This is a genomic window from Paenibacillus sp. p3-SID1389 (assembly GCF_025151705.1).
In the GTDB taxonomy this organism is placed as follows: Bacteria; Bacillota; Bacilli; order Paenibacillales; family Paenibacillaceae; genus Fontibacillus; species Fontibacillus phoenicis.
On the sequence record NZ_JALXVO010000005.1, the window covers coordinates 45,535 to 62,735 of the forward strand.

At 54.3% G+C, this 17,201-nt stretch carries 14 protein-coding genes; 6 read left to right on the top strand and 8 right to left on the bottom strand.

Translation table 11 applies throughout. The features are described from left to right. Nucleotides 1-138: 138 nt before the first annotated feature. Nucleotides 139-1,254 (bottom strand): threonine aldolase family protein, encoded by a 1,116-nt coding sequence (locus M3G15_RS03560; protein WP_260070092.1) that lies wholly within the window; start codon nucleotides 1,252-1,254, stop codon nucleotides 139-141. A 213-nt stretch (nucleotides 1,255-1,467) separates the two neighbouring features. Next, the gene (locus tag M3G15_RS03565) at nucleotides 1,468-2,748 is read right to left on the bottom strand and encodes a methyl-accepting chemotaxis protein (protein WP_260070093.1); all 1,281 of its coding nucleotides are present in this window, start codon (nucleotides 2,746-2,748) and stop codon (nucleotides 1,468-1,470) included. Between the two features lie 268 nt (nucleotides 2,749-3,016). Between M3G15_RS03565 and M3G15_RS03570 the strand changes: the two genes are divergently transcribed. Continuing rightward, nucleotides 3,017-3,769, top strand: a complete 753-nt coding sequence (locus M3G15_RS03570; RefSeq protein WP_260070094.1) for an SDR family NAD(P)-dependent oxidoreductase — start codon at nucleotides 3,017-3,019, stop codon at nucleotides 3,767-3,769. Nucleotides 3,770-3,855: 86 nt separating this feature from the next. Here M3G15_RS03570 and M3G15_RS03575 read toward each other — a convergent pair whose 3' ends face one another. Next, nucleotides 3,856-5,589 carry a methyl-accepting chemotaxis protein gene (locus M3G15_RS03575; RefSeq protein WP_260070095.1) on the bottom strand — a complete coding sequence of 578 codons (1,734 nt, stop codon included), beginning with the start codon at nucleotides 5,587-5,589 and terminating at the stop codon, nucleotides 3,856-3,858. A 172-nt stretch (nucleotides 5,590-5,761) separates the two neighbouring features. Continuing rightward, nucleotides 5,762-8,395, bottom strand: a complete 2,634-nt coding sequence (locus M3G15_RS03580) for a calcium-translocating P-type ATPase, PMCA-type (protein ID WP_009223818.1) — start codon at nucleotides 8,393-8,395, stop codon at nucleotides 5,762-5,764. Nucleotides 8,396-8,641: 246 nt separating this feature from the next. Between M3G15_RS03580 and udk the strand changes: the two genes are divergently transcribed. After that, nucleotides 8,642-9,265, top strand: a complete 624-nt coding sequence (udk, locus tag M3G15_RS03585; RefSeq protein WP_009223817.1) for a uridine kinase — start codon at nucleotides 8,642-8,644, stop codon at nucleotides 9,263-9,265. Nucleotides 9,266-9,502: 237 nt separating this feature from the next. Here udk and M3G15_RS21590 read toward each other — a convergent pair whose 3' ends face one another. Together M3G15_RS21590 and M3G15_RS21595 are read right to left on the bottom strand one after the other, a co-directional pair. Continuing rightward, a complete protein-coding gene (locus M3G15_RS21590) occupies nucleotides 9,503-9,889 on the bottom strand; it encodes a sensor histidine kinase (protein ID WP_397376582.1) in 387 nt (128 codons plus the stop codon). Then, a complete protein-coding gene (locus tag M3G15_RS21595; RefSeq protein ID WP_397376583.1) occupies nucleotides 9,816-10,019 on the bottom strand; it encodes a HAMP domain-containing protein in 204 nt (67 codons plus the stop codon). Before M3G15_RS21595 ends, M3G15_RS21590 begins: the two co-directional genes overlap by 74 nt. Nucleotides 10,020-11,279: 1,260 nt before the next feature. Here M3G15_RS21595 and M3G15_RS03595 point away from each other — a divergent pair. The 3 genes from M3G15_RS03595 to M3G15_RS03605 all read left to right on the top strand — a co-directional run bounded on the left by M3G15_RS03595 (nucleotide 11,280) and on the right by M3G15_RS03605 (nucleotide 15,657). Further along, nucleotides 11,280-13,034 (top strand): ABC transporter ATP-binding protein, encoded by a 1,755-nt coding sequence (locus tag M3G15_RS03595; protein ID WP_260070097.1) that lies wholly within the window; start codon nucleotides 11,280-11,282, stop codon nucleotides 13,032-13,034. After that, a complete protein-coding gene (locus M3G15_RS03600; protein WP_260070098.1) occupies nucleotides 13,024-14,859 on the top strand; it encodes an ABC transporter ATP-binding protein in 1,836 nt (611 codons plus the stop codon). Before M3G15_RS03595 ends, M3G15_RS03600 begins: the two co-directional genes overlap by 11 nt. Nucleotides 14,860-14,988: 129 nt before the next feature. Then, a complete protein-coding gene (locus tag M3G15_RS03605) occupies nucleotides 14,989-15,657 on the top strand; it encodes an SGNH/GDSL hydrolase family protein (protein WP_260070099.1) in 669 nt (222 codons plus the stop codon). Nucleotides 15,658-15,710: 53 nt separating this feature from the next. Here M3G15_RS03605 and M3G15_RS03610 read toward each other — a convergent pair whose 3' ends face one another. Then, nucleotides 15,711-15,923, bottom strand: coding sequence for a DUF378 domain-containing protein (locus tag M3G15_RS03610; protein ID WP_260070100.1), 213 nt, complete (start codon nucleotides 15,921-15,923; stop codon nucleotides 15,711-15,713). A gap of 198 nt (nucleotides 15,924-16,121) precedes the next feature. Here M3G15_RS03610 and M3G15_RS03615 point away from each other — a divergent pair, with 198 nt between their 5' ends. Beyond that, nucleotides 16,122-16,820: a hypothetical protein gene (locus M3G15_RS03615; protein WP_260070101.1), complete on the top strand. Its 699-nt coding sequence runs from the start codon at nucleotides 16,122-16,124 to the stop codon at nucleotides 16,818-16,820. Nucleotides 16,821-16,877: 57 nt separating this feature from the next. On the opposite strand, the gene M3G15_RS03620 is transcribed toward M3G15_RS03615, so the two are convergent. Further along, on the bottom strand, nucleotides 16,878-17,066 hold the full coding sequence (locus tag M3G15_RS03620; protein ID WP_036644358.1) for a hypothetical protein: 189 nt from the start codon (nucleotides 17,064-17,066) through the stop codon (nucleotides 16,878-16,880). Nucleotides 17,067-17,201 lie beyond the last annotated feature (135 nt).

A 17,201-nucleotide genomic window follows, 5' to 3' on the forward strand; every position in this document is an offset into this window, starting at 1 on the left:
CGAGGAAGCGCATACATCATCCTCTTGCATTCATTTTTGAGGGCAGGCTTGAATTATCGAAGCATACATGCAAAAAACACCGTAAGGAGCGACATCCAGTCGCTTCCTACGGTGTTCTGATCTCAAACCGATACAGGTTTAAAACGAGAGTCCTCTCAACTTCTTATCCAGCAGCTCGAACGCCAGCTGCAGCCGATCTTCCGGCACCTCGCTATAGCGATCTCCGATACTGATTTCAAAGGTACTTCCCCCATCTGCCTTCTCTTTGACGAAAGAGGTTAAGCCAACCCCGGTTTCCCGATATACCTCAATCAGCACGGGCTCCAATCGATCCTTGGGAACGTCCGAATGAACATGGAACATGTTCGACACCGGGATCGCCGGGACGGTCTTCATCCGATGACATTGATTAAACAGACTGGAGATCTCCTGCGCTTGCCGATAATACATCCCCATCTTTCCTATGCGCTGCTCATAGTAGTAATCCGCACTCAGAAAATAAGGATACAAGCTGATGAGATCCCCGCCATGGCGTCTTTTCCACACCTTAGATTCCTTCGTCAGCTCCGGATCCCCTGCCAATATGGCTCCGGCGATTCCGCCGATGCCTTTGTAGAACGAGATATAGACGCTGTCGAACAGGGCGCAAACCTCTGCGGCGGTTTTTTCGTAGTAAGGCAACACTTCGAACAGTCGGGCTCCGTCCAGATGCAGCTTAATGCCCCGCTCCTGGCAGTAGGCGGAAATGGCTTCAAGCTCCGCGAACGGCGGCAGCTGACCGCCGATTTCGCGCTGCGGCAGCTCCAGCAGCAGGCACGAGACATCCTCCGGCAGTTGCCGAACGTCCTCCATCTCAATCAGCCGATCCTTATCCGCCAGGAGAATCGGCTCCAGCCCGTGCAGTTCCTTTAATCCGTCTTCCTCATGAATTTCCAAATGGCATAAAGGATGATAGGCCACACGTTTCGATCCTTTGCGGTCGCACCAAATCCGTAAAGCAATTTGCTGCGCCATCGTGCCGCTCGGAAAAAATACAGCCGACTCCTTGCCGAGCACCGCAGCCATTTTCCTTTCGAAGGCTTCCAGCGCTTGTCCTGTACCGTACATGTCGCTGTCTACCCCGCCGCTGATCTCGGCAAAAGCCTGCTTCAGCACCTCTACATTCCGTTTTCCGTGGCCCACCACTTGATAAACCGTCCGGTCAAAGGCCGCCTTCAGTGTCCGCCTATCCAGTACCCCATCATTTCCATACATGCTCCTCACCGCTCCTCTCCCACGCTGTCTGTCTAATTTCAGTATGATCATGCTTATTATAGCGCCATTTGAAGCAGGAATCGATGATTTGGATGGATTGGGCGGTATAGGTCTTGAAAGCCTCCTTACAGAATTATCCCTTTCGTTCAGAAGGAAGGAAGAAAAAGGACGTCTGTAAAAATCAGACGCCCTTTCTAATGCCGTATTGATGGATTATAGCTTAAACACGTTCGTCAATCCGTTCATATTCTCGGACAGTTCGACCAACTTACAGGAGGTCTTCTCGATATCACCGAAGATCCGTTCCTGCGTACCAAGCTGATCTTGGATATCGCCGGACACTTGCAAGCCAGACTCGATCGTGGTGTTCACATCCTCCAGCGTTGCAGTCATTTCCTCCAGCGCTGCGGCTTGGGTGGTAACCCCATCGGAAATATCGTTCAACATGGCGAAGGTGTTCTCCATATTGTCCATGATTTGCTCGATATTGATCTTCACGTTCTCCGATTGCGTTACGCCCTGCTGAACCTTCTCTTCCGTCTGGGCAACCGCAGATACCACACTGCCGGTACGAACGGTCATATCTTCAACCAAGCTGCTGATTTCCTGCAGGGAGCGGTTCGTATCCTCGGCTAATTTCCGGATTTGTCCGGCTACCACCGCGAACCCTCTGCCCTCTTCCCCGGCCCGGGCCGCTTCAATCGCGGCGTTAAGGGATAACAGGTGAGTCTGTTCGGAAATTTGTTGAATAATGCTGACAACCTCGGTAATTTTCTGACTCTGTTCCTCAAGCCCAAGTACCTCACTGTTGACGTGCTTCGTATTCACCGCCAGCTCACTAATCGCCTCAACGATCGATTCCACCGAACGCTTCCCGCCTTCTGCGGAATTCATCACCAATTGGGCCCGCTCGGCAATTTGGTTAGCAAGTTCTGCTGTCGTCTGCGAATGGTTCGTAATCTCCGAAATGGCAATGGCCGTTTGCTTCATGCTTTCCGCGTTTTGAGTAAATACGTTCAGCAAATCCTTGATACCCTTGTTGATTCCGTGCATCTGCCCATTCGCCTGCTCAATGATGCGGTTTAACTCTTCCGAAGACAGCGTCACTCGTTCGGAGGAGGATTGGATGGATGCGATCAAATGCTTCAGGTTATCTCTGGCCTTCTGAATCGAGCGGATCATTTGCCCGGCTTCCCCTTGCTGAAACGTATGTATTTTGGTGGATAAATCATTTTCGGCCATGGAATTAGCGAGCTTCGCGCCTTCTTTGAGCGGACGAACTAGAAAAGCTTCGGAGATAAACGCAGACACCACTTGGAAAATAAGAAAAATGATCAATGCCTTTAATACCAAAGAGGGGGTAATCAGTTTAAAGAAATCATTACTCTGGCTATAGGATAAGGTTACAATAAGAGCGGTGTTGGAGACGAACATGGCCAAGAAGACAAGCACCATGATTCGGGTCCGGATAGAAATATTGCGAATTCGATTCATCTTAGTATCACCTGGTTTATTTGTAGTATGGTAAAAATAAAAATCCTCTGGCACATTTTTTTATCCGCTCCAGGTATCTCCTCCCATTCTCGAGATAGGCATTGAGTTCCAAATCTTGCATGTGATTTTCGTTATATAGTCCAATATATAGTCCAAATTAACCATAGTCAAATTCATGTTAAATGGTAGTAAACCGCTTACAAGTCTAGTAAAATAAATAGGTTAGGAAATCAGCCGAGCATCTTTTAGCACACAGGAGGGGATCCGAATGGTTGATGTGAAAGGCAAATGGGCGCTCATTACCGGAGCAAGCCGCGGGATAGGGTATCAAATCGCGAAGTTTATGGCCGAGCAAGGCTGCAACTTGATTCTGCATAGCCGCGAGCTGGAGCATACCCGGCAATTGGAGCAGGAAGTCCGGGCATCGGGCGTCCAGGTCTACTCTGTACAAGCTGAGCTGTCAAACCAACAGGAAGTTGTCGCCATGCTGGATGAAATCGAAGCCAAAGGCACGCCGGTTGACATCGTATTTAATAACGCCGCCGTTCAAATCGCTTACCGGACCGATTATTGGCAGACTCCAGTCTCCGATTTCGAGCAGAGCTTCCAAATTAATTTCATCTCCATCGTCACGATCTGCAACCGATTGATTCCCAAGATGATCGAACGCGGTTTCGGCCGGGTCATCAACACAACCAGCGGGATCAAAAACGAACCGGAGCAAGCCGGCTACGCCGCAAGCAAAGCCGCGCTCGACAAGTTCACCAAAGATCTCGCCTCCCGTCTCGAAGGCACGGACGTGATGATTAATTTAAGCGATCCGGGCTGGTGCCGGACCGATCTGGGCGGCCCGCATGCCCCGAATTCGGTGGAAAGCGTACTTCCGGGCATCGTGGTGGGCGCTTTTGTTGACGACCAGAAGAGCGGGCGTTATTTCCCCGCGCAAAGCTTCACCGGCCTGACGCTGGAGGAAGCCGTCGCCAAGGCAGAGACGATCGAAGCGGTGAGCTATACGATCTAACCATTAACATCCCGCGGTAGGCCGCGGGATGTCTTTCATTTCCCCTAGATACGGCGGTGTCCCACTCTCCGTACGTATATCGCTGCTTACACTTTAAACTTGCCGATCATCGCCTGCAATTCCTCAGACAACTGACTGAGCCCCTCCATCGAAGCCATCATTTCTTCAACGGCGGCGTATTGCTCCTCGGTGTGCGCGTAGACCTCGCGGGAGCCGCTGGCGGTCTGCTGCGCAACCCGATCGATCGTGGCGATCGCCTGAACCACAGCATCCGATTGGGAGTACAATTGCTCGGCCTGCCCGGTCACCCGGCTGATTCGGCCGGCCACCTGCTCGACCGCCTGACGGATGCTCGTGAACACCTCGCCGGCCTGCTGAACTGTGGCAATACCGGCCGCGACCTCCTGCGAACCAGCTTGCCCCGCCTCAATCACAAGCTCCATCTCGCTGCGCACGCCTTCGAGCATCTCGGCTACACCTGCAGCCGCCGCCCCGGTCTCCGCCGACAGCTTGCGCACCTCGCCGGCGACCACGGCGAACCCTTTACCGGCTTCCCCGGCCCGCGCCGCCTCGATGGAGGCGTTCAGCGACAGCATCTGCGTCTGCTTGGCGATCCCGGCAATCAGCTCAGCAGCCTCCGCAATTTGGCCGGAGCGAACGCCCAGCCGCTCGATGAAGGCGCGCAGCTCGTCCATCTGCCGCTGGATCGACGCCATCTGCGCCGCTGCTGACGCGACGATGTCCTCGCCGGCCCGCGTTTCTTGCACCGCCGCCTCCGATTCCTGGCGGGCGTCATCCGCGAGGCCTGCCATCTCCCGGGCTCCGGCAGCCATCATCGTCACTTGGGCCACGCCCAGCTCGACACTTTGCACCTGCTCCTCGCTTCCGGACGAAATTTGGCCCATGATGTCCGAAATTTCCCCGGAGGAGGCACGGAACTGCTCCGACTGGTGCCGCAGCTGATCCGCCGATGTTGCAACGCGTCCGGCATGCCGCCCCAGATTGCGGATCATCTCCTGCCAGCTTCGTCTCATATGGTTAAACGCAGCCGCCAATTCCCCAATCTCATCGCGGTTTCTCACAGCGATCTCTGCAAGGGTTAAATCGCCGTCTGCCAGCTCGCGGGCCCCCTTCACCATCACTCGCATCGGTTTGACGATTTGCCGGGACAACAGGACACCGGTCAAGACGGCGAAGAGGATCGCGATGGCCCCGCATATCACTAAAATCCACAAAGTGATCGCCGATTCTTTCTTGAACTCGGCCAATTTCGCCTGAAGCGCGCTCTCCTGCAGCGTCCGCAATTCACTCGCCCCTTGAATCATCGTATCCGATGTCGGAATCGCCCACATCAACGCTTCCGCTTTCGCCAAATCCGGCTTTCCCGATTGTACGTAATCGCGAACCTTCGTCAGCAAGCGAGCAAACGTCGCATTGGATTCCGATAACGAGGAAGCAACCGCCCCCTGCTCTTCACCTTCGGAAGCGCTTACGATTTGGCCGATGATCCTATTCAATTCATCATTGGCTCCCGTCAACAGCTGTTCCTTCTCGGACGAAGGCTCCACGATATAACTAAACAAGAGACTGTTCTGACGCTGCGTCTCCATCTCCAGCTTGGCCGCTTGATCCCGTGCCGCCGTATTTTGCTCAAGCAACTCGGAATAGTTCTGATCCATCCGGTTCAAGAACACGTAGGCCACTCCAGCAATGACCCCCACCAGCAGCGATACCGTGATAAAAGCCGCCGTCAGCTTCCGGCCGAGCGAAAACGCGTGCCCTCTAGCTCCTTTTCCATAGGATTTCCCCTGATTCTCCATCTTTGTCCCCCCTTGGTTGGATCTAACGAACAAGGGCCGCCAGACAAATCATCTGCGGCCTATGTTCTTCTTGTCTATTCACTTGTATCATCTATCAAACCGTGGCAGGAGGGGAATTCAAAATTCTCCTCTGTTCTATCAAAATTCTCATATCTAAGACTTAGCCGAAGATTTATGCGGTCTCTCTCGCCTTACCTGCCCGCATAAAGATCTTAATGATCTCATTCAAGAGCAGCGGGATTAACGCCAATAGGATCACGAGCCCCCAATCGGATAAGCTGAGATATTGCACCTTAAACGCTGCGGCCAGGAACGGAATCGAGATCGACAGGAACTGCAGCAGCAATCCGGCGATAACCGCTCCGACGAGCAACAGGTTGGAGAACAGACCAATCGTAAAGATCGACTTGGTCGCACTACGCTTCGAGAAAGCGTAGAACAACTGTGACGCTGCCAGCACGACGAAGGCCATCGTTCGCGCGTAAGTTATCACATCCTCAGGAATGCCGAAGGAGCGCAAACCATACCCATGCTCGCGAAGTCCTATGTAAAATGCAAGCAAGGTCAGCGACCCGATCAAGAGCCCGCCAAGCACCGCCTGCCACGCCGCGCCCCCGGCAAAGAAGCTCTCCTTCGGATCGCGCGGCTTGCGCTTCATCACGTCCTTCTCGCCAGGATCAACGCCCAGCGCAATCGCCGGTAACGTATCGGTGACCAGATTGATCCAGAGGATCTGGGTCGCTAGGAGCGGCAACGGCCAGAAGAACAGAATCGAAGCGAGTATTGCCACGATCTCCCCGAAATTGCAGGCCAGTAGAAACGTCACCGTCTTGCGAATATTCGCGTAGATGTTCCGCCCTTCCCGAATCGCCTGGACGATCGTGGTAAAATTATCGTCGGTCAGAATCATGTCGCTGGCGCCCTTCGACACATCGGTGCCGGTAATCCCCATGGCCACGCCGATGTCCGCCGTCTTCAGCGAAGGGGCGTCGTTGACGCCATCCCCAGTCATCGAGACGATGTTGCCCTTCGCCTTAAAGGCCTTGACGATCTTCACCTTATGCTCGGGCGAGACGCGGGCAAATACGCGGATGCCGTTGATTTTCTCAGCAAACGCCTCTTCCGACAGCTCGTCGATTTCCGCCCCGGTCATGCTCTGCTCGAGGGAGCTGGCAATCTCCAGCTCTTTGGCGATGGCCACAGCGGTGTTGCGATGGTCGCCCGTGATCATCACCGGAGTGATGCCCGCCGCTTTCGCCTCGCGGATCGAATCCTTCACTTCGGACCGCGGCGGATCGATCATGCCAACGAAACCAAGGATCGTCAGATCCTGCTCCATTTCCTCCGGCGGCAGAATGCGGTCCGTATCCTTATAGGCAGCGCCCAGCACCCGGAGCGCGTCGTCCGACATCGCTTCGGCGGCTGCAATGAAGCGTTGCTTCAGCTCCTCCGTCAGCGGCACGACCTCCCCGTTCACCACGGCGCTGTTCGAAATCCGCAGCAGCTGGTCAATTGCCCCTTTCGTATGGACGCGATAGCCCTCCCGCGTCTGGTTAAGCGTGGACATCAGCTTGCGGTCCGAATCAAACGGCTTCTCGGAGATCCGTTTGTATTCGGCCTCCAGCGATTTCTTCGAAAGTCCGTGCTGTTCGCCGAAAGCGACTAAGGCAATCTCCGTCGGGTCGCCGGTCCCTTGGCCGTTCTCGTAAGTGGCATCGGAACACAACACGAACGTCTTGATCATTTCGATCGGCGCCTCGTCGCCCAAGGGCTCCGCGGTAAAATGCTTGACGACCGTCATTTTATTCTGGGTTAGGGTTCCGGTTTTGTCCGAGCAGATGATGTTCACCGAACCCAGCGTTTCAACGGCCGGCAGCTTCTTGACGATAGCGTTGACGCGGGACATGCGGGTAACGCCAAGCGCGAGTACAATCGCTACGATCGCTGGCAGCCCTTCTGGAATCGCTGCGACCGCCAGGCTGATCGCCGTCAGGAACAGCTCGAACAGATCCCGTCCCTGGATGAGGCCGATCACGAAGATCACGACGCAGATGCCAATGGCGATGTAGCCAAGCATTTTGCCGAGCTCTTCGAGCTTTTTCTGCAGCGGAGTCAAGTCCTGCGTATCTTCGTCCAAAATTTTGGCGATTTTGCCCATCTCCGTATTCATCGCCGTCCCGACGACAACCCCTTCGCCGCGGCCATACGTTACGAGCGTAGACATAAACGCCATGTTGCTCTGGTCCCCGATGGGCGTTTGCGCTTCTTGATGCACATCCTCCGCATTTTTATCCGACGGTACAGACTCGCCGGTCAGCGCGGATTCCTCAATTTGCAGGTTGGCGCTGTCAAGCAGCCTCAGGTCGGCTGGGACGAATCGTCCGGCATCCAGGATCACGATATCGCCCGGAACGATTTCCCCGGAATCGATCTCCTTCACATTGCCGTCACGCCTTACCAGCGTTTTGGGGGTGGTCATTTGCTGCAGCGCCTCAATCGCTTTCTCCGCTTTCTGTTCCTGAATGACTCCGATGATCGCGTTCAACAGGACAACAGCCAAGATGATGATGGCATCCATGTATTCTCCGACAATCAGCGTAACGATGGCGGCAGCCAGCAGCACATAAATCAGCATATCCCTCAACTGAGCGAAGAAGAGCGACCATAAGCCCGGCTTCGGCTTGCCTTTAATCTGATTTGGCCCGTACTTAGACAGGCGCTTCCCGGCTTCTTCCGAAGACAGTCCGGCAGCGGGATCCACCTGCAGCTCTTGCAGGACGGCCTCCCGGGTTTTTGTATGCCACATGCAGCAGCACCTCTTTACTTGAATTTGATAGACATGAACTTACCATTATTGTAAACCGAATCCACAGGAAATTATGAGAAAAAATAAGCAACAGTACACATCGATATCCCGCCACAAAATTGCCATAATATGAAGGACCCTGAGCAAGCTGCATGAAGATGAAAAAATGCCCGGGCTATGCTACAATACTGAGATGTTAAACGGGAACGTTTAGAGGGATGTCATTCTAGGAGGGTATTTCATTTCATGTTAATTATAGGTATCGCCGGCGGCACCGGGTCCGGGAAAACGACGGTGGCCCGCTCGGTTATCGGCCAGCTGGACACCGATAAAGTTACGTTTATTTCGCAAGACAACTACTATAAAGACCAATCGCACCTCAGCATGGCCGAACGGGAAAAGACGAACTACGACCATCCCTTCGCCTTCGATAACGAGCTGTTGGTGGAGCATCTGAACCAGCTCAAGAACGGTCAAGCCGCCTATGCTCCGGTGTACGATTTTACGAAGCATACCCGTTCTGATAAGACGATCAAGCTGTTGCCCAATAACATCATTATCGTCGAGGGACTCTTCGTCCTGTATGACGAGAAGCTGCGGGAGATGCTCGACATCAAGGTGTTCGTGGACACCGACTCCGACGTGCGCATCCTTCGGCGCGTACTGCGCGACATGGAAGAACGCGGCCGCTCGATCCATTCCATCCACCAGCAGTACCTGGCAACGGTGAAGCCGATGCATGAAGCATTTATTGAGCCGTCAAAAAAATATGCCGACCTCATTATCCCCGAAGGCGGGCATAACGAAGTTGGCATCCAAATGCTGGCCATTCTGACGGAGAAACACCTGTCCGGCGGGTTCAAATCCTAGAGGGGACGGCGCGGATCACCGCTTGTCTAAAGCACAAATCCAAGCTTCGGCCCCATGATGCTAAACTCATTCTCTGTATTGTTGCTCTGCCGTTGCCCCGTTTGAAGCTAGATCCAGGGTCGCCTGTCCCCGGTCCAGCTTTTTTTCGGAATGCTTCACAAACATCCCCTCGATTTCAATCATTTTCCTTTAAGATTCCGCAGCATGGCGGGGTTTAATCGGGTAGGAGGCTACCCATTAATTGGGCAGCCGACCTCCCACACCACCGTAATAATCAGAAAAGAAAAGGAATCCGAGGTTCTTCAGCCTATTGTTACCGAGGGACTTCGAGAGGATTGGGCTATTGGAGATTCTCCAATAGCCCTTTCTTGTGTTTGCGTATTCCCACGCCTTCTGTTCATGAATTCCGAGCGATATAAGCCTTTCGAGGGACAAAGCGGCCATCCACTTAATGGAGTTGAGCGTGTTGAACAGGAAATGCGGGTTGATTTGCGCTTGTAGCGCCTGAAACCGAGCTTCCTCCTTGCGTTGCTGCTCCTTGGGCAGCCGATCAATTAACTGCTGTAATCGCGTTAGCATTCGATATATAGTGCTTGCCAACGATCGCAATTTCGTCGTCTCCATTCACTTCCACATAGGCCTGCAGGTCGCCATCGCCTAGCTTGTTCATCGAGCGGACTAACTGTTGCAAAGGCTTCGTGAAGCGAATCATAAAGTAAATGAACACGATGGAAAACAGAATCGAGGCGCCCATCAGCCAGAGGATCGATTGGTTGCGCAGGCCGCCCAGCCTCTGCTGGTACAGACGTCTGCGGAATGAGCTGGATCACCTGCCAACCCAGCCGAGGGATTTCCTCGCGGTTTACAGAGTAATCGCCAAACGAAGCCGCTCCCTCTTGAGCCTGACGCGTGTCGGCACTTCGAATCTTTTCCAGCAGCTTTGTCGTTTGTTCATCGTTTAGCGGCGAGGCTCCGCCAAGCAGGCGGCCTTCCCCATCCGTCAGCAAGAAGCTCCCGCCGCCCTTCGTCTGCGCCGGAAGATTCCCAAAAAAGGCCGAGCCGGGAATCCCAATCATGAGCAGGTCCTCCCCTTCTTGCTGCCTCCCAATGATCCGGCGGCTCATCGTGAAATAAGGCTCGTTTAAGTCGGTCAGCTTGCTGATTTCCCCGGTATACGGATATTGCCAAACTGGCCAGCCTTTGCGCGCCCTCGTTAATTCCGCCCACGACTCTTCGCTTAGCTTATGGAGCAGCTCCTTCTCTCTACTGCGGTTATTGGGCCCGTAAGCCGTCGAATGCACGTAGCCCCGGTCGTCGATCACCGCGATGATCGCATTGCTGTCCAGCAGGATGTCGCGAATATTAACCAATTTTTGCTGAATGTTGTTATAACGTCGCAGGGACATGTAATTCGTCTCCCAGTCCCCCTCCGATTCCAGAAATTCGTTAAATTCCGGGTCGTTCATAATTAAGTTGGAAGCCTTCAGCACCCGTTCACTCAGATCGTCCATATTGCCGACCACCTGACGCAGCGCTTCTTCATTGCCGCGCCGGGCTTCGTCCATGACGACACGACTCGACGACGTATAGACGTATAGTAGTAATAAAAAATCGTTACGATTGGAATCACGATGCAAACAAAAAAAGAGACCAAGATCTTCCCCCGAATCGAGCGGGAAGGAACATTTAGTCTTTTCATAGGAAACGACCTTCTTTATTCATGGGAATATGAACCTAACATAGCATATCGAATGTCTTTGAAAAGGGGGGATTGTTGACAACTTCCTGCTATTTCTTTGTTATTTGCCTTCGTATTGTAGCATAGCCTCCTACTTTTATCCTAACCTTCTTCCTCCCCGCTCTACACCTGCATCTTCAATGCATAAATATACAAAATAACGTGTCCAACGGTTTGATGGATCTGGAAATTCGCAGTATGATTAAAAAGCTGAGACTAGATACAAGGAGGTTGAAGAATAACAATAACCTTTTCTGGGAAAGGACGGGATGCCCGATGCGGGGAAAAACCTTGTTGCTTAGCCACATGAAGTCGCATTTTCCGCTGTATTTGACGGCTGCGCTATGTCTGACGGCCGCCAATGTGACGTATTCGTATTTCCCGAAGGTCCTGGGGGATTTTACGGATCACCTCCAGCAAGGCGGGCTGACGAGAAGCGGAGTGGGCCGATACGCGCTGACTCTGGCTGCCATCGCCGTCGTTTATGGCCTGTGCTTCGGATTCGGGCAGTACATGAATCATCGCCTGGGGCGAATGTTCGAATTTCGTGCCCGGAACCAGTTGTTTCGGCATTTTACTCAATTAAGCGAAGCGTTCTTCTCGAAACACGGGATCGGCAAGCTGCTCAGCTACGTGATGAATGACGTCACCGGCGTGCGGGAGTCGATCGCCAACGGGTTGAACCAATTAACCAATGCGTCGGTGTTGTTGATCTCCGTCATTACGATGATGACAGTCAGCGATATTCCGGCGCTTTTGATCGTGGTATGTGTTTTGCCGCTGCTTGCGATCCCGTTTATCGTAAGCGGATTCGGCCCCAAAATCCGCGATAACTCGCGGAAGGTGCAGGAGTCGCTTGCAGCGATGACGGAAGCCGCGGAAGAACAATTTGAAGGCATCAAAGTGACGAAGAGCTTCGCGACCGAAGAGATTGCCCGCGCCCGGTTTGGGCAAACCGTGGACCGCATCCTAAGCAGCCAGCTGTCGCTGGTCCGGATGAGCTCGCTATTTCAGGTGCTGCTGCCGTTTACCGGCGCGGTTTCCATGGCCGTGGCCATCGCTTACGGCGGCCTGCTCGTCTCGCGTGGCGAGCTGTCGCTCGGCAATTTTGTTGCCTTAACCTTATACCTGCGGATGATAATGAACCCGCTTCGGCTCATCGGCAACGTGATTAACTTCATGCAGCGTGCGCGTGCTTCACTTGACCGGCTGAACCACCTGCTGTCTATGAAGCCGGACATCTACGATGAAACCGGGGCCCTGCCGCTGCCGGAGGATCCGCGCAGCCTCAGCATCGAGATCCGCGGATTGACCTTCACCTATCCGGACGCTGCCCGCGCCTCACTGCAGGACATTCATCTCCGGCTCAACCCCGGAGAAACGCTGGGTATCGTGGGCCGGACCGGCAGCGGTAAAACGACGCTCGTCAAGCTGCTGCTGCGGGTATACGATCCTCCCCGCGGCACGATCTTCATCGGCGGCCGCGATATCCGAAGCTTGAGGCTGGAGAGCCTGCGTACCCGGATTGCCTACGTGCCGCAGGACGGTTTCCTGTTCAGCACGACGCTCCGCGACAACATCGCCTTCTTCGACCGAACCTCCGAGCTGCGCAAAGTGGAGGATGCCTCAAGGCTGGCGGATCTCTATGACAACGTTATAAAATTCCCGAAGCGGTTTGATACCGAGCTGGGCGAACGCGGCTTGACGTTGTCCGGCGGGCAGCGCCAGCGGACCAGCTTGGCCCGAGGGCTGATCAAGGACGCTCCGATCCTGCTGCTCGACGACAGCGTCAGTGCGGTAGATTCCGTAACGGAGACGCGTATCCTCTCCAATCTGCAGGAAGTCCGTAAGGGAAAAACAACGCTGATCATCGCCCACCGCATCAGTGCGGTGAAACATGCCGACCGCATTCTCGTGCTGGACGACGGGCGGATTGCCGAGCAAGGAACGCATGAGCAGCTGCTGCAAGCCGGGGGCTTGTACGCTGACCTGCATCACCTGCAGGAAGGAGACGATCGCGATGTCAACTAATTCCGAAACGGCCGATACCCGCAGGAAATACGAGGTGACTCCGGAGCAGCGGCGGAAGGCGTTTGCGGCGCTGCTCGCCTATGCCAAACCGCACCGGAAAGCGTTCCTCGCCGTGTTTGGCTTTGCATTTCTGGCCATTTCCGCTGACTTGCTGCAGCCGTTCCTGATCAAATATGCCATCGATGAGAAGGTGCTGTTTGGCGTACACGGACCAAGCATCCTGCTTGGCCTCGCTTTGGCCTACCTCGCGCTTGAGGCGGTGAGCGGCGTGTTCTCTTATTGGCAGGCAAACCTGCTGCAACGGGCCGGGCAAAGCATCGTCGCCTTGCTGCGCAAAGACCTGTTTAAACAGATCACAAGGCAGTCGATGTCCTTCTTCGATCGCAACTCGGCTGGCGGCCTCGTCACGAATGAGTCAAGTGATACAGAGACGATCAACCAGTTTTTTACCCAGGTGCTGTTGAGTCTGGTCCGCGACGGATTATCGCTCATCTTGGTTGTCGTCTTTATGTTTGCGCTAGATGTCGAGCTGGCCTTATATTGTTTAATTCTCTTTCCAATCATCACGGTCATTGCGATCGCCTTCCGCAAGTATTTGCGCACCAGCTATCAGCGGGCCCGCTCGCTGCTGTCCCGGCTCATCGCGTTTACGGCCGAAAATCTGAGCGGGATGAGCTTGATTCAGTCGTTCCATCAAGAAGGGGAGCAAACATCCCGCTTCGGGGAGCGGAACACCGCTTATTTGAAGGCGAATCTGCGGGAAGTGCAGGCCACGGTCCTGTTTAACCGTTCCTTTGATGTGCTTGGCAATTTGTCGGTGGCCTTCGTCGTTTGGATCGGCGGCTTCGCGGTGCTGGGCCATCGCATCGAATTTGGTGTGCTGTACGCCTTCATCAGCTATATCCGCCAATTCTTTCAGCCGATCAACCAGATTACCCAGCAGTGGAATACGCTGCAGTCCACCATCGTATCGGTAGATCGCCTGTGGCGAATCTTCTCCGCTGAGCCGGAGGTGAAAGACCCTGCGCCGGAGGAAGCCAAGACGTTGCAGGCCCAGGCGGTTCGCGGGCGGATCGATTTCAATCACATCCGCTTCTCATACACGGAAGGCCAGGAGGTGCTGCATGGCCTCGACCTTCATGTGCGAGAAGGAGAGTTCATCGGCATCGTAGGCACGACCGGCGCAGGCAAGAGCTCCCTGGTAAACCTGCTGACGCGGTTCTATGACGTAGACGATGGCAGCGTCGAAATCGACGGCACGGACATCCGCCGCCTGCCGCAAGCCTCGCTGCATCGCATCGTCGGACTGGTGCAGCAGGACCCGTTCTTGTTCGCCGGGTCCATTATTGACAACGTCCGCCTCTTCCGCGAAGACATCAGCCGCGAAGAAGTGATCGAAGCCTGCCGGCGCATCGGCGCAGAGCCCATGATCATACGGCTGAAGGACGGCTACGACACCCGGTTGTCCAATCGAGGCAGCGGACTGTCCGCCGGAGAGCGCCAGTTGATCTCCTTCGCACGGATCCTGGTCTTCCGTCCGAAAATCCTCATTCTCGATGAAGCGACGGCGAACCTGGATTCCCAAACCGAGCTGTTGATCCAGAATGCCTTAAGCGTGGTGTCGGCTGGCCGGACAACGCTAGTCATCGCGCACCGGCTGTCCACCGTCCAGCACGCTGACCGCATCCTCGTGATCCAAAGCGGTCGGATCGCCGAGCAGGGCACGCACGAAACGTTGCTGGCCCGCGGCGGCTACTATGCGGAGCTGGTACGCCACTCACGGCAAGGTCGTGTGGAGTTGCAGCAGCTAGCGCCGCGCAGGTAAATCTATCAGGTATCATGCCTAAGGGCTGGTCCGAATGGAATCGGGCCAGCCCTTTTTTATAACCTGCACCTCCCCACCTGGCTCGCAATACTATAGTTGTAAAGTCTATCTTAGGTGGGTGACCTGGAGATGATTTACACCGCACTTGGGGATTCCATTACGTATGGCGATAACGCTTCCTCGCCGCGGCTGGCCTATCCTCAGTTGATCGTATCGGATTATAATCGCTCTAACCCCCGGCCTATCCGGGGTTATGTATTAGCCCGGTCCGGCTGGACCAGCAGCAATCTGCTGGACGCCGTGCTGTGGCAAGGCTCGGACATGATTAGAAGCTCCTCTGTCGTATCGGTCTGGATTGGCGGCGTCGATTTGGCAAATTCGGCGATTACGCCGCTTGTGAATGGCGGTCCGTTTCCGAATATGGAGCTGCTCTTCCAATTCCGCCGGAATCTGAGCGCCATCCTGGAGCGTATCCGCAAAACCAGCTCCGCCCGGATCGTATGCTGCACGCAGTACAACCCGTTCCCGAGCAGTTCACTTGCCGTCGAGTGGATCGGCCGCCTGAACCAGACGACTCATGGCATCGCCGCCGCTTACGGCGCCAAAGTCGCACCGGCGCACAAATGGTTCGAAGGGAAGCAAGCTGAACTGATCGACGGGTACCGAGGAGGCCAATTGGAGGACATCCTCGGCGGAACGCTGCCGATTCATCCGAACAATCGGGGGCATCGGGTGATTGCGAGCGGCCTTGCGCCCTATCTTTCTCCTAAAACCAATGTGTCTTCGAAAAAAAAATAGCCGGGATGCTCCCGCATCCCGGACTTCCCGCATACTTCCACGGATTCCCCGGCTTATCTGGCGACTTCATCGTCCGTGACATCGTTGAAGAACTTAAACGCATAGATGGCGCAAATGCCGACGAGCGTGTAGATGATCCGCGACATGGTCGAATCTTGCCCGCTGAAAATGCCTGCCACTAAGTCATATTGAAAGAGCCCCACCAACAGCCAGTTTAATCCGCCCACAATCAGTAGTGCGAGCGCTATTGCGTTTAACGTTTTCATTCCGGGCCAACTCCTCGGTCGAATTTTTTATTCATTAGTTAAATTTCCAAGTTGCCCAAAATTTATTCAGGTGCCGGCAAATATCACGAAACGGGCCAAAAATTGAGGAACAAGCACAGGCAGCGCACCAAATTCGGAAGTAAGATATATCGAGCAAAACGTCTACCGTAAAAATTTTAGCACCGAGGTGATCCTTGCATGGCAAGTTCGGCAAACATTCGCAAACGTGCGAAACAGCTGAAGGGCCAGCCGGTTCGCGTGGAATTGCACGACGGGCGTTCTTATATCGGATGGATCGCCGGGCTGGATGCGAACGGCCTGCTTCTCTCCTTACCCCCGCGCGGCAAGAAGAAAATGAAGAAAAAGAAGGCAGCTCGCAACAAAAAAGCACGCTCATCGGCTATCCAGCAGCCATTGGACAGCGGCTTCCCAAGAGATCCCCGTTTCGCCCAGGGCATCCGTCCCGACGTCGGCTGGGGGCTAGGCGGTGTGCCTATGGGATATGGTCCTGGCCCAGGCGGCAATTTGGGAAGACCCCGGGAACTGGGCTATTACGGAAACTTGAACGGAGGATGGGGAAGACCTCAAGGTTATTATGGCTTTAGCGGAATGCCGGGAAGACCCGGTCCCAGACCTTATGGCTATGGCTTCGCTGGAGGGCCAGGGCGTCCGCGGAGACCCGGGCTGTTTGGCTTTGGCGGATCAAGCGGAAGCGAGGGCTCCGGCGGAACGCAGGAGCAGAACACGGAGAGCTCTTCATCCGAAGGACCTCGCCGCCCAGGCATTTTGGGGATGGTCCAGAAGGTGCAGAAATACATGCCCCTGATGAAGATGGGCTATAACGCCATCAAATCGATTATCCCATTATTTAACGGCATCAAAGCCTTGATGGTATGACCTATTAGGAATGGCTCCAAACAACAAAGAGACGCAGAATCTGCGTCTCTTTGTATATTACTTGCGGCGGTTCTTCGAAAATCGGGTATACACGATCAAAGCGGCGAGCATCATCGCCACGAATCCGATATTCCCGGCAGCTTCAGTCGACATTCCAAACAAGATGCAAAGGTTCGTCACCAAACCGTTGGTCAGCAGCGCGATCAAGATCAAAAATACCGGCCGCCACAAGTTATATCCTCTCATACCGCGACACTCCTGCCCCTTTATTTTCAACGAATCTATGATTTCATGTTAGTAGCATTTTACCATAAGTAGAGAGCGTTTGCATTTTTACGGGGTGCGGCCGGCTCACGGTAAGTTTTTTCATAGACACTCCCC